The sequence below is a fragment of the Pseudomonas sp. TH32 genome (assembly GCF_016650855.1).
GTDB lineage: Bacteria > Pseudomonadota > Gammaproteobacteria > Pseudomonadales > Pseudomonadaceae > Aquipseudomonas.
Map to the genome: position 1 here is coordinate 758,802 of NZ_JAEKFA010000001.1, position 13,798 is coordinate 772,599.

Sequence of the window (13,798 nt, forward strand, 5' to 3'; positions counted from 1 at the left end):
GGCTTGTCACTCACTAAGAAACAACGAGTTACAAGCACGGGGCCGTTTAGGATTCGACGCCGGTTGCGAAACTTTAGGTGCATGCCGAGTTGGTAACAGAACTCGTAAATCCACTGTTGCAACTACTTATAGTTGCCAATGACGAAACCTACGGCCAGGAATTCTCTCTCGCTGCGTAAGCAGCTTTAGATCCTGAGCTTCTGGTACCTTCGGGTCCAGCAATCACCAGGGGATGTCTGTAAACCCAAAGTGATTGTCATATAGAACAGAATCGCCGTGCAGTACGTTGTGGACGAAGCGGCTAAAACTTACACAACTCGCCCAAAGCACCCTGCCCTTCGGGTCGCTGAGGGTTAACTTAATAGAAACGGCTACGCATGTAGTACCGACAGCGGAGTACTGGCGGACGGGGGTTCAAATCCCCCCGGCTCCACCAAATTAACATCTAAAGACGTCCACGGACGTCTTTTTTTGTGCCTGAAGCCCAGCAAAATCAAGGCCTTAGGGTCTAATGGCGTCCATAGACGTCCCGCACAATCTATGACATCGGGTATTCCAAGTGGTATTCCAAGCCCTTCAGTGGTAATTTTTGGAATACCAATTGATGTCATGGAACACCTCATGTGCGCCCAAGCCACCCGCCTCTCTGACCGCCAGCTCAAAGCGGTAAAGCCGAAAGACAAAGACTACGTCCTCAGCGATGGAGACGGTTTACAGCTGCGCGTGAGGGTCAATGGTTCGACGCTCTGGAATTTCAACTATCGGCAGCCGATCACCAAGAACCGCATCAATATGGGCCTCGGCACCTATCCAGAGCTCTCACTCGCGCAAGCCAGGAAGAAGACGGTCGAAGCCAGAGAGCTTCTCGCCCAGGGCATCGATCCGAAAGAACAACGTAGTGCACTAGAGCAAACAAAAAGGCAGGCAACCGAGCACACATTCGAGAACGTGGCGTCTGCTTGGTTTGAACTGAAAAAGGATTCTGTGACTCAAGCTTACGCCGAAGACATCTGGCGCTCGCTCGCGCTACATGTCTTTCCGTCACTTGGAACAACACCTATCTCGCAGATCAATGCCCCGAGGGTCATCCAACTGCTGCGTCCTTTGGAAACCAAAGGTAGCCTGGAGACAGTGAAGCGACTGACCCAACGACTTAACGAGATCATGACCTACGGCGTGAACTCGGGAATGATCTTTGCTAATCCACTCACCGACATTCGGGCCGTTTTTAAGAAACCGAAAAAGCAGAACATGGCAGCCCTCCGCCCTGAAGAACTGCCAGAACTGATGGTCGCCATCGCCAACGCGAGCATAAAAAGAACAACGCGCTGCCTGATCGAATGGCAACTTCACACGATGACTCGCCCCACAGAAGCCGCTACGACATCTTGGGCTGACATCGATCTAGAAAAGAAAATCTGGACGATCCCAGCGGAGCGTATGAAGAAGCGACGTGCGCACGTCATACCACTGACCGAAAACGCACTCGCTCTGCTGGAGACGATAAAGCCCTACAGCGGCCACAGAGAATACGTGTTTCCAGCCGACAGAGACCCACGGGATCATTCCAACAGTCAGACGGCAAATATGGCCCTGAAACGTATGGGATTTGACGGTAGATTGGTGAGTCACGGTTTGCGCTCCATGGCCAGTACTATCCTCAACGAACACGGTTGGGAGCCAGAGCTGATCGAGGTAGCGCTTGCCCACGTCGATAAAGACGAGGTTCGCAGCGCCTATAACCGGGCGGATTACATCGAGCGCCGACGCCCGATGATGGCTTGGTGGAGTAACCATATCCAGGAAGCGGCTACAGGCAACCTGTCTGTATCAGCTATCAGAGAAAATCGAGATAAAAAAGTCGTTTCAATACGATAACCCCAAGGCGACTTCCACCCCAAAGCTGTCCTTTACTGAGGGCAGCGATCGCCCCTAAGCAGCAGCCCGTGGCCAACGGCTAACAGCCTGAAGCAGACCTTAGAAAAAGTATAGAAAATCAGAGGCGATTCATGCGCTGTTGATGATAACGGATTGTGACGTCGCGTGACTGGCCCCCTTCTTTAGTGCAAGACAATCACAGGCGTGGAATCTAACGTTGAAGCTCAACGATGTAATTAAAGACTGCATAACCCTCAAGCTCGATGGCCGCGCAACTGATGGCGCAATACAAGTCTTCGGCGGCAATTTCCTTTCCGAACAAAAACCGGTATTGCCGATTGAGATTCGGAGCAAGGAAACGCTGCTGTGGATGATGCAAGGGGCAGACGACGTTCATATTTACGTAGCCTCGGGAGTGTTTCATTTCAACGCCCTCTACAAACCGGCCGACAGGTTTCCTGCGGCGAGAATCTATTACCTAAAGACCGAAAACTTGCTAGACCTCGGCAGCGTTGGCGTATTTCTTGAGAGAAATGGATTAACCCTTAAGCCGATCAACGACGCTGCTTTCTCCAAGCTTATCGACGATCGTGACTATCCTCAGCGCTTCAGCACCTGGCGCCAGGAGCGCGACAGTGAGACCCGCTCATTTGAAGGGCTTTTTAATGGGCGGCGCAAAAATACGGCGGTGGACGGAGCGATCTGGCTTTCATCCAATGGCAAGTGTTTGGTGTGCCGAGCGGAAACAGATCGGGTGTCAACGACCACAGTACAGGGAGGCTCAGGTCTGTTAATCGGATTACAACTTTGCTCGACACATGAAGCCGAGGCGCAAGAGCAATCAACGTTACTGAACTACGTCGCCAAGCATCTGGGTGGGATGCTAATGTTCGACAATTTCCAGCGAGTAAGCGCGAGTGAGGCACTAGAACTGGCGTGCGACGCCCTCAAAACGGAACTCGACTGCACCATTGAGAAAGTGCATGACCAAGCCATCACAGCCAGAAGGCCTTCCGGGGTGGCCGTTATCGTCAGGTACGTATCGCCCATGAATTACGCTTACAACGTTCAAGCGCCCGATGGAACGAACTTGTCGCGAGTCGACTCGGCTAACCACCATAAAGTGCCCTACGGTCCAGACCATCTCCATCCTGACCTGAGAAAGTCCAAGAAGAAGATCGTCGAGTCGAGCTTTACCTATGGGAACGTTGGGATGGATGTGAAGCTGATCAGAAAGATGATCCTGGACGCCGAAACTAAATTGATGGGGTCGAGTGAATGATCTGTACGCTGCCCTAGCGCGCGAATTGAGCACCATCTTGATCGCCGCTCGCTAACGGTCAGCGAATTCGAGCAGACTAGCCATGTGCAGATCAAATGCAACACAACGGTCATCGGAGATGATCTAGCCCCCCCCAACGCAGCCGTGAGCACTCGGGGTGATGTATTGAAGATCGTACCTGCACTAGCAGTTCCACGCCTAACTAACCGCAACAGTCATTCCTTCCAACGGATAAACGGTACTCAGCCGGATCCCGCTTCGACCATTACCGTCTAATTCCAATATTCGAAGAGGCGGCTGCCGCCCACTTGGTGTCTCTACTAGACCTACACCAGCAAACTTTTCTATGAGGTGTCGAGCCAATGCGCGACTAGAGGTGGTAATGACGAGGTTAAGCGCATTACTGCTTTCTAAGACAGCCGCTCGCAAAATGTCGAGAAGACCGACACGATTCAAGTCGTCCAAATGGACGATCGGCTCGTCAAGAAAGAATGTCCCGCCGAGGCTGCGTGCCCGCGCCAAGAATAATGCGAGGGCAAGATCTTGTCGCTGGCCTTGGCTAAAATCTTTGCCCGGATCGAGCTGCTGGTCCCCTGCGTCGGCGAGCCAGTGCAGAAAATCAGTATCCGCACCGAGGTTTATCCGGTCAAAAACACGATTAGCATGCATCCGCGCGAAGAGCGGGTTTACCACTCGGCTCAGGTCTTGAACCTTTTGACGGCTAATCGTGGTGTAGGCCTCATAGAACACTGCACGCGCGCGGTTCGCGGCGTCCAACCTACCCGCCATCACCCTTGATTCATCGATTAAAAGTTGGGTCGCCTGCTGAAGCTCCAACAGACGAGAGCGACGAGATTCGGCTGCCCATGCTGCCCGAGCCGCCGCAATGTGTCCTTCAATTACAGTAAGGCGAACGTTTTCTTTTGTGAGTTCAGACATCAGTGTATCGAGCTCGGCGTTCGACCATTCAATATCTGGCGAAGCTTCTTGCCATGCCGATTGCAAAGAAGCGAGCTCCGCTGACTTTTGCTCTAAGCCCAGACGGCAATCCTTCAAATTTTGCTGCGCCGCGGCATACTTTGCGCGTAGATCGTCACGATTACTGATCGCAGCCTCGATAGACTTCGCAAGCTCAGCAAGCTCAAGCTGTACCACACGATTTCTTGCCTCGAAGACGGTATCCAAATGTTGGTGCAGGTCTGCGACCTGACCCTCCGAAGCGGGCATGCGAAATTCAGAACCGAAAACTGTAGGTAAAATCCCATCGCGGGCTGACAGCAGTACGGAAATAGCGTCGGCTACATCCAGATGCGCAGCGAGAAACTTGAACTCCTCTGCCGTGGCACCTTGGCTGACACCGAGCCTCTCCAGCTCGCGACGCTGAACAGCATTGGCCAATTGCAGATCCGATTGCTCTTTTTCCAGTCCGTGTAGATAGTTTTGCTTTTGCAGAGCAGCATTGAGCTGGGAGTGTGCTAGCGTGGCCGCATCATCGGCTGCGGCAACTCCAGACCTGGCGACTACAACTAACTCTGGGGCGGCGGAAAGCGTCGCATTGATTGCTGATCTTAGATTTTCAGCGTCGTTCCAGTCATGAGAGCAAAGAGGGCATGTTCCAATGTCCACACCATGGTCATGACCTAAAAGCTCCCTAGCAGCAGCTTGTAAGCGAGCCACAGGGCTCGCCACGGCATCTAACAGCTTGGTGGCAGCTTTGGCGTGTGAAACGGTCTCAGCGGCTTTTTCCTGCAAATGCTCCAGCTCCTCACGTGAGGGAGCATCGGAGCGAGCGGCGCTAACTTCGAGGTCCAGTTCCGCTAAGCGCTTGGCCTCATAGGTGGATCCGGCGCTAGATAACTCGAGCCCTTTCAATTCATGACGACGTTGTTGTCGTGCGCTCGCCGGCCATTGGTATTCAGAGTATTTATGCAAAAGTTCTATGACGCTTAGAGAAAGATCATCGGCAAAACCGCCATCCAGAAGTGTGGCGACTACCATTGCACTCAGATGAGTCAGTTCATCCTTAGCCTTCGCGAGTTCTTGCGCCAGCAGATAGGTGGTTTCACGCCGAGAATTAAAATCAGTGAGCTCAGTAGCAGCTTGCCGTCCATCCCTTTCAATCTGGGCTAAGGACTGCGCCAACGCGGCCTCAAGATTGATCCCTTCAGTGACAGCCATTTCTAGGCTGCTACGAATGCTCCACTTCGCCTCGACACGCTTAGCTGCGCGTGAGCGTGCATCGAATAAGTGTTTGTAACGACTGTGCAACGCGGTGAGAGAGGCTAATTGATCGTCGAGGTTGGGCTGCTCTACGAACCACTGAGTATCCTCGGCCGCAAGGAGATTCGCGGCAGTATCCGCCTCGAGACGCGCCGAGCTCGAGTGCGAAGTCCAGGCCGCTTCATCAGGGCCAAGAGCGAGCTCCAGATCAGTAACTTCAGCTGATCTCGACTCAGTCATTTTTGTAAGATTTCGCAGGCGTCTACCGATCTCAACAATGTATTTTTCACACTGCCGCTCGGCATCAAGCAGATGCCGAATTCCGAGCAAATCCGCGAAGACTTGAGTTCGTCGCTCGATAGTTTCTTCGTCGGTATCGACCAAGGCCGCCAGCGCTTCAGAACTCAAAAAGCGCGTTCCTTTAAGCCACCGCTGCCGTAAATTTATAGCCGTTATGGCATGCGCTTCGTCTGCGGCAGCGACCGGAGCCAAGAGAGCCAGAAGTTCGTTGGGACGAAGGGTAACTGCTGCCCCTTCATCGGCACCATATGCTGCAGAAGACTGCGATCCATCAACATCTCTTCGGACAAATTGTTGCGCTCCATCAATATAGAGGCTCGCAGCGGCGGAGGTAGTGGCGTCATTTTGGCTGGGAAACTTCGGACTCAGAACTAGAGCGTCGAATCCATTACCTTCCTTCAACCTTTCTACTTGGCCTGTAAGCAGCCATTCTGCAGCCTCGCACATTGTTGTCTTGCCAGTGCCGTTTGGAGCGTATACCACAGTCAATGGTGAGCTGAAATCAAAGCTGACAGAGTCGTTGAGCCCACGAAAATGAGACACATTGAGAGTGTTAAGTCTAATTCCGCGCATTCGGCGGCCCCTCATGACGTAAAATTGTCCCATTAACGCCAAGCGTTGAAAGCTCGGCCCACAGTGCTTGAGCTTCAGAATCCAGCTCTGGCCATTGGAGCTCATTACCCGAGGGGGCAGCTGAATCTGGCAGTCCCAAGACCGTTATGTCGGCTACTCGTTGCCATAGGCCCGGTTCATAATTGTAATCTACAGGTGATGAAGGCCAAATCATGTGCTTCCGGCACACCTGCGCCGACAACTCCAGTCGGCGAATCTCCTCTCGGGCATCTGCCTCAGGGACCTCGGGGAGGGCGAGCACTAGATAGCCATCTATTGGGCTTCCAGGAGACAACCTTTCGTTCCGGACGAGAACTTCATCAAACCAGGCTTGGCCTTGCGCCGCTGCTCGCTCGATGGAAGTATGGTCACTTCCACTGCAGGGCCATAGTAGGACAAGCGCGTAAGACGAAGACCAAAGCGTTGTTCCCACAGGCGCGGAAATCATTATTCCCGGCGAGGGAAGCTCTGGAGCTTGGTCGAGACCTACTTTGACGCACAGCTCATTAACCTGCTGGCGGGCGGAGTTCCAAAACGCAGAGTCTTCATTCATCGCATCTTTACTCCCTAAAAAAAGAGGCGATCTGACCGAGCAATTCCGCGACTCGCTCGTCATCTTCTGATGCCACGTATTCTGTGTAGACCGCTGCAGCTTTTGACAATCCGAGACCCGCTACTCTGCGCATGCCTCTAAGCCCCCTTATGTCCCCTATCACGGGTGCAAGTGACCCGCCAGCACGAAGATCAGCATTGCCCCTTGGAGTGGTGCTGATGTCATCGCGCCTCTCTGGTGCGATCTCTCCGCTGTCTAGGTCGCCATAGCGAGTTGCTCCTAGAACGATTAAAGGCGGATGTGGACCACCTCTATCCCGCCATTCTCCGAGAGAACGTTTTAGCGCTCTAGGTGACTCGTTATGAGAGCGCCATATTAGTAAATGCCGGTTTTGAGCGCGGACGATGAGTTGACCAGTGGCACCAGGAGAGTCTTGCCAATCTATCCCATCAATCGATTTCAGCGTTGCTAGCGCGTGAAGTCCGGCTCGAAGAGCGCTGATCACTTCAGGATCATAAAATGCGTCAGGATCGACCGGTTTGAGGGAGCTTGTGCCCTCCAAAATGGTGTTGAGCATGGAGCTCGAGCCGGCTGAATGGATAGTGCGCAAATGTTCGCCGATTTCGGCTATGCCTGCATCTAGCCGAGGAGCTGCATTCATGTCAGGGGGATATCTACGTAAAAAGCGCTCAATCTCATAGGTGACCTTGTTAGGAGCAGCCGGCACAGGGAGCATCATCCCTGTGTTCTGAATAGGGCAAACCATATTCCCTCTCCAAATCAGCAAGCTGTTAACAGGGGTGTATGGCGGCCAATACACAATACCTGCAGTTACTGATGGGTGTGTCGCTCGTACCACAGCTCCCACAATGCCCTGAGAACTCAGCGCCCGCGTCGCAGTGAGACTTTTCTGACCGTGAGGCATCTCAGTGAATGATGCAAAAACACCACTGAGACTTCTCCATTTATCGTTCGTCTCATCTGCTACGGGCCTATCGTGAGACACGTTGCATAGGGCGACTACTCCCTGTCGACCCGCAAGAACGTGGTTCAAAAGGGAGTCAATAGCGATTCCCCAATTCTGGTTGTATCCCGTCTGGAGCAAGGAACCTACGATGAGCGCTGGGCGGTCATTGTTCAGGCTCTCGAGTTTGCGGTGGATACGTGCTTGGGGTGAACTCCCATTCTGCCCTGCAGGCATTAGTAAATCAGCACAGATAAGAGGAAATAGGTCCAAGTCGTTGAAACGCAGATGCAAAAGTGTGTCATGGGCCTGCACATCGTCTAACTCGATTGCCTCATAACTTTGCTGGAGAACATTTTTAAGATAAGTGATGCAGTGCGTCTGACCATTTGGCTCGTGAATCCAACACCAACCGCCATTCACACGCATAGCTGGGCTGATGCCATTACGAGCCTGCTCCCAGGCGAGGTGCCTAACCGTACCGTCTTCGGAGGGCGTCCCATACCATTCGAGTACAGCTTCACCCGACGAGACGCCATATCCGCTGACCAAAACGAGTGTTCGATCGACACCTCTGACAAGAGCGTCAACAGCGTTCCAGTCCACTGAGCCCAATGCCCACTCCGGCGCTACAATGAGCACAGGGTCACCACCTGGCGCTATCGTGGACAGGGCGGGTCTCGTCCCATCTGGCCCAGCCTCGAGCAGATTGCGCAGAACATTCAACGCAGTCGTCCGGCTTAGATCTTCTAAGGCCTCATCAATGGATGCAGGCAGCTGCAGCAGGCATAGATTGAGTCCACCTCTGGGGCGAAGCGAACAATTAACTTGAACGCTCGTATAGTTTTCTTGAAACTCAAAATTCAGGTCGGGCACGATAGTGCAGCCATTAGCCTAGGGCATCGAAGGGGGACGGTAGAGCAGCAATTTTGGCGAGTCAATACGCCATCATCTGCAGAAAAGTTACCGCCGGGTGAATGGTTCACTTCGGGTACAGATCGCGAACGCGAATGAAGGGGGAACCGGTCTCTGCCGCGCGGCGGACTTTGATCTTGAGGAGTTCGGATAGCGAAATCTCCCGATCTAACATTTCGTACAGATCTAATCCATCCATGCAAATCACCCGCCTGCCTCGGCCGAAGGCGGCAAGACCATCCTCTGTGAATCCGCTATTGCTTACAAATAGTCCTCGAGTCCAAGCAGCCTTCTGCTCGATCTTCCCATGAAACGTATGCAAGTCGGCGACACCAATGGGTTGGCCGTGCCATTTCGCTTCGAGCAGGTAAACCTCGTTGTCCAGCTCAAAACTACCGTCTATTTGCTCACCTCTAAGCCGAAATGGTTCTCGGGCTGCCAGCTGAAATGCATCGAAGAGGTTTTTGAGAAATACCTCGAAAGCATAGCCACGAGCGTGAGGCAGGAGCGTACCGACTTCTAAAAGGACATTTTTGAATGTGGCGAATTTACACGCTTCAATTACCGGCTCGTCCGGTTTCGCTGCCGTCGATGCTGCCTGCGGTTGGCCCGACAGCCGACTTAACAATGCGTTATACCTCTGCTCTGCATTGGCGATTGGGTCTGGGGATGCAGCTCGAATGAGATGCTCGCTCCGATGCTCCCAAAGGGCAGCGAGTAGCCGAACGGCATCAGGGTCATTGCAGCTCTGTAGAAAGTACTTTAAACGCTTGCCCTTTGAACGACCATTCACCGCAAATTTAGGATCGTCAATATCAACATTCAGCTCCGCCGCGAAAAAAGCCGCAAAACTGATATCCGAAAAGTCCAAGACATAACCAGCACCACGGACAAATTCGACGAGGTCGTCTACGAAACGTAAGTCGAGAGATCTGATCGAGCTAATGTTGGACTCCTTCCTATTGCTCAAACTTCTACTAAGCCCAATCTTCCTTCAACACTTCAAGACAACGCAAGATCGTTCAACTCAGGGGGAAAAATGGTCCTCCGGAAAGCTGCGTCTATAGGGCCGGCAAGTAAGTAGCCTAAACGTCGAATTACACCAACGTGCGAGCATTGACGTCGACCGTTTTAGCGAACCCCGCCTGGGACCACAGCAACAGTTGCCCTGACATGAGGCAGACGTTGCCAAAATTTAGTCCTGTCCAGGTCACTCAATATCAGCACAATCCGGATCAATGCCGCCGACGTCTAAGACCGGGGTATCCTCGAATGTTCAAGGCCTACCTGGAGTTCAACCTCGTTTAAAATCTAGGTTTTTTAAAAAACTTTCACGAGTTTTGACGGAGCCAGCGCCCCTCCTCAATCGGCCAAAAGGGGAAACTAAAGAATATAAAGCCGTCCCCTTTCTTATTACTAACAGTCAAGGGTGTGATGGCGAAACAGGGGGTTGTAAACGCCCCAAGCGCCGAGCCAGCCGACACAGGCCTGACATATCCGCTCGACCTCTCGTAGCCTCCGTCTGCCTACCTGATCAAGAGACCTGTGAGCAGATGCAGGTGCTCCTCATCATTCCATGACACTGCAATCGAACCTGAACGCGAGAGCTCAATCTGAACGGGCCTTGAGTCGTAAGTGTAGACGATTTTGATCTTGTCGATCGGTGCCGTGCGCCCCCCCGTGATCTCCAACAACTTCGTCATAGCGTTCCCCGTCGATGCAATATCAACTCGATAGCTGCTTTCGATATCAAACGTCACAGCTCCAGAAACAATCCGCTTGGCCATGACTCTCGTGAAGCGCTTGTCAGCCTTGAGCTGCTGATAAACTGAAGATATATCCGGCTTCACGATCTCCAGCGCGAAGTTCGTCCCGGTTGCCGCCCGCATGAGCTCAACGAACGGCTTCAAATCCTTCGGTGGCGAACCCATGCAGATCGAATACCGGTCCGGCCCAAGCATTTCGAAAAACATGTCGAAGCTGATGAGCGTCGAGTAACTCGATTCGACGGTTTCGCCCAAAGGGTTCGTGAACGACTGGGTGATATCCCGCTGCTCGTGGTACCGAAAGGTTGCCTTGCCATCCAGGATCTCGATAGCCTCGACACCAACGCGACTCTGGTCATTGAATGGCTGTTGTCGAAGCCCATGCACAAGGGTCTGAAAGTCAATGCGGGCGGTCAGAATCCAGAGTTTCAGCCGCTTTGACTTCATTTCGTCAGACTCCTTTCGATGTCATTCAGGGTCTTCTGCGCCGCCTCCTCCAAGCGGATCTTGAGCTTCTGCTCGAACACTGGCTCGGCACGTACCAGGTTTTTGGCGTATTTCCCGTTGTTGTAGTTGTAGACACCTTTGACGATGTAAGAGAAATCGCAGTACTTAGCCTGGTTACCAAATTGCGCCTCAAACAGGACTAGCTCAGACCCAACGAGCTTCTCACGAGCTTTCCATCGAATCTTCCACATATAGAACCCGTGGCCTTCAAGCTCAAGCAACTGCTTCGACTCCAAGACCCCCTTACCCTTCAGGGACGCCTTATCGATGCGGATGATCTTGTGAATCCTGGCTTCAGGCTGCGGCCTGGCCAGTTCGGCTTCAGGGTTGCCATCCTCTCCCTCCTCACCCTCATCGTCTGACTCAACCTCAATCGAATCCTCGATCACCAACGCATCGTCACTGAGATCAAGGTCATCATCTTCTTGGTCTTTAGGGTTGAACATGGAGACGTCGACAACATCGACCACCTCCATGTCCTTGAGATTGCGGATCAAGCTGCGAAGGAAATTCGTTCTAATGCCCGCATCAGGGATCGCCTCCAAGGAAATGGTTCGGGTCGCCACGTCCTTATCAGTGACGATCTCGATCTGGGAATACAACTGATCTGTAATGTCCTTGAACTTGTCGTTCATAGGGCCAGTGATCTTCCAGCCACTGCCCTGCTTCTCAAAGGTAACCTCCGCCGTTTTCTCAACCACCTGGCGGAACTCTGCCTGACTCAGATCGAGCTTTTGGTATTTAACGGTGAGCTTGAGTTGATCACCATGGACCGCCACCTCAGCCTGCTCGTGCTGGTCATCCACCAGCCATTCCTTGACGGAGGTGAGAGCGTCGGTCAACTGGTCTTTAGTGACCGCTGTCGTGACGACCACATTGGTGGTTTTCTCACGACTGTCACGCCCGCCCACCAGGAGGGACAGGTTTCGATAGTCGTAGTAGTCATGGAATAGGGCACTGAATCGATTGGCTAGGAATTTTTTGTCCGATTCATTGGAGATCACAATCCCTCTTGTGAGGAAGACCTTCCTGAGCTCAGCGCTCGTCAGGCTTCGCTGCGTGAGCGCATCGTAGATCGCTTTGTCAGATGCAAAGTACAAACTACCCATTCTCATGTCAGTCTCGCTCCCATCCGATTACTTCGGGCTTATAGTTTGGAATAGCGTGATTCACGACTTCCAGCTCGATCGCCTGCAGTTTCCGCTTGCGGTTTTCGTCTTCGCCCCACTCGGTCACATAGCTATTAATGGCAGCATTGAAATTGCTGAGGATGCTGCTGTGATGGTAGCGATTGGCAACCCTGATTCGGATCTTCAAGTCCTTGTTGGCGTTAAGGATCTGGAACCTAGACAGCGCGTCAAAAAGGTACCTGAACTCGATCTCGGAGCTGCCATCGCGGCGATAATAGATCAGATAGCCTTCTCTATACGTTTCAGTCACGTCTTTGGCTTTCTCGCAGTACGACATCACCTCTTTGTGGTGAATGATCATATACGGCGAGGCGATCAGCTCTGCGGTTGCCGCACGATCCCAGTACTCGCCACTGGCCTTGTGCAAGACGAGGTCAGGGTAATAGAAGGTGTAATTTTCCTTCGGGAATTTCCCTTCCGCTCTGAGGGTGTTTACATCGAGCTGCAGCGTCTTCAGGTAATTGATCAATGAAGGTTCGACGATATGAACCTGTTGAGAATCTTTGATGTGCAGATTCTCACCTTTGTAATCCTTGAAGTGATCGTAGAAATTCTTGTCGTACTCGTCATCGTGGTTAAAGACGAATAGCATCCCACGAATTTCATACTTCTCACGCTTGGCCAAATGGTAGCGAGTCTGCCATTCCGGCGAAGCACGGGCACAGTCGATGGTCTTGCCCAGGGACTTCAGGGCCTTCTTGATCGAGTCCAGCGTGATGGAGCCAACCGCATAGCTTTTCAAATCGGTATGAAGGTAGATGGCTTTGTTCAGGTAAGGATCTGCGTACTTGAATACCACGTCAGTCGGGTGCGTGTGCTCAGACTTCTTCAAGGGCGCGTGTGTTTCCTTCTTCACACAGGCGAAGTTGAGGTTGGCAGGCCCCTCTTTCTTCCAGCGGAAGAAGTTGAAGATGTCGCTGGAAACGAGCTCCGCGAGCCTCGCAATTTTTTCGGTTTCGCCGCCTGACATAGTCGTTCCTGTCACGAAATGAATATGCAGGAACAGTACCGGCAAGGAGATATGGTCCTAGCCGTGGAGGTGCTTCCTGCTGTGAATATGGCCTCATGCCAGCACAAAGTACCGTAAAACATCGTGCCCGACCACCAACTGATGGGAGATTATCCGTGCGTCAAGTGTTGCGGTGGAAAGAAGGCCCGGAAGAGGCATTCAACACAAGTAGAGAGCAAACCTTAGAACCCAGTTAAATCAGGGTTGCGGATTAGGGATACCATTCGCTTAGAAGGCCATTTACGCCCCTTTTACTTTGACAAAATGGACACGACCGGAAAACTATAAGAACTTAATTTACATAGCTTTTCCTTATCCATCTAGCCTCTAAAAATTGGGTGTGAGCATACCGAAAATGCCCGATGCCAGCACCATCGAGCGCATCGAAGTGCTGTGCGGCCCGACGCGACCCCGGAGGCATCTTCAATATCCTCAGCAACCAGATCAGCACCCTGGATACCAACGGCACGCTGGATGAGCAGGCAACCTTCACTTAGCACCTAACCAGATCACCGAAGGAAACAACAGCTTCCGCGATCAAGTAGTTAGTGAGCGCTACAACGTCGAGTTTTAGCTGCGCTAGCAGCTCAAAAACGCCGCCC

9 protein-coding genes and 1 other RNA gene are annotated in these 13,798 nt (G+C 52.5%); 4 read left to right on the forward strand and 6 right to left on the reverse strand.

The window, feature by feature from the left end:
- Positions 1 to 38: 38 nt before the first annotated feature.
- The 3 genes from ssrA (at position 39) to JFV30_RS03570 (ending at position 3,160) form a co-directional block, all read left to right on the forward strand.
- Positions 39 to 436: a transfer-messenger RNA gene (ssrA, locus tag JFV30_RS03560) on the forward strand.
- 185 nt (positions 437 to 621) lie between these two features.
- A complete protein-coding gene (locus tag JFV30_RS03565) occupies positions 622 to 1,878 on the forward strand; it encodes an integrase domain-containing protein (protein WP_201121919.1) in 1,257 nt (418 codons plus the stop codon).
- A 217-nt stretch (positions 1,879 to 2,095) separates the two neighbouring features.
- The gene (locus JFV30_RS03570) at positions 2,096 to 3,160 is read left to right on the forward strand and encodes a toxin-antitoxin system TumE family protein (protein ID WP_201121920.1); all 1,065 of its coding nucleotides are present in this window, start codon (positions 2,096 to 2,098) and stop codon (positions 3,158 to 3,160) included.
- 198 nt (positions 3,161 to 3,358) lie between these two features.
- On the opposite strand, the gene JFV30_RS03575 is transcribed toward JFV30_RS03570, so the two are convergent.
- The 6 genes from JFV30_RS03575 to JFV30_RS03600 all read right to left on the reverse strand — a co-directional run bounded on the left by JFV30_RS03575 (position 3,359) and on the right by JFV30_RS03600 (position 13,202).
- Positions 3,359 to 6,253, reverse strand: coding sequence for an ATP-binding protein (locus JFV30_RS03575; RefSeq protein WP_201121922.1), 2,895 nt, complete (start codon positions 6,251 to 6,253; stop codon positions 3,359 to 3,361).
- Between the two features lie 599 nt (positions 6,254 to 6,852).
- Positions 6,853 to 8,685 carry an ABC-three component system protein gene (locus JFV30_RS03580; protein ID WP_201121924.1) on the reverse strand — a complete coding sequence of 611 codons (1,833 nt, stop codon included), beginning with the start codon at positions 8,683 to 8,685 and terminating at the stop codon, positions 6,853 to 6,855.
- Between the two features lie 106 nt (positions 8,686 to 8,791).
- The gene (locus JFV30_RS03585; RefSeq protein ID WP_201121925.1) at positions 8,792 to 9,595 is read right to left on the reverse strand and encodes a restriction endonuclease; all 804 of its coding nucleotides are present in this window, start codon (positions 9,593 to 9,595) and stop codon (positions 8,792 to 8,794) included.
- Between the two features lie 655 nt (positions 9,596 to 10,250).
- Entirely contained in the window at positions 10,251 to 10,937 is a 687-nt protein-coding gene (locus JFV30_RS03590) for a hypothetical protein (RefSeq protein ID WP_201121927.1), read from the reverse strand.
- Positions 10,934 to 12,106 carry a hypothetical protein gene (locus tag JFV30_RS03595; protein WP_201121929.1) on the reverse strand — a complete coding sequence of 391 codons (1,173 nt, stop codon included), beginning with the start codon at positions 12,104 to 12,106 and terminating at the stop codon, positions 10,934 to 10,936. Before JFV30_RS03595 ends, JFV30_RS03590 begins: the two co-directional genes overlap by 4 nt.
- Before the next feature lie 7 nt (positions 12,107 to 12,113).
- Positions 12,114 to 13,202: a hypothetical protein gene (locus tag JFV30_RS03600; protein ID WP_201121931.1), complete on the reverse strand. Its 1,089-nt coding sequence runs from the start codon at positions 13,200 to 13,202 to the stop codon at positions 12,114 to 12,116.
- Between the two features lie 356 nt (positions 13,203 to 13,558).
- Here JFV30_RS03600 and JFV30_RS33400 point away from each other — a divergent pair, with 356 nt between their 5' ends.
- Positions 13,559 to 13,693 (forward strand): hypothetical protein, encoded by a 135-nt coding sequence (locus JFV30_RS33400; protein WP_274610265.1) that lies wholly within the window; start codon positions 13,559 to 13,561, stop codon positions 13,691 to 13,693.
- The last annotated feature ends 105 nt before the right edge of the window (positions 13,694 to 13,798 follow it).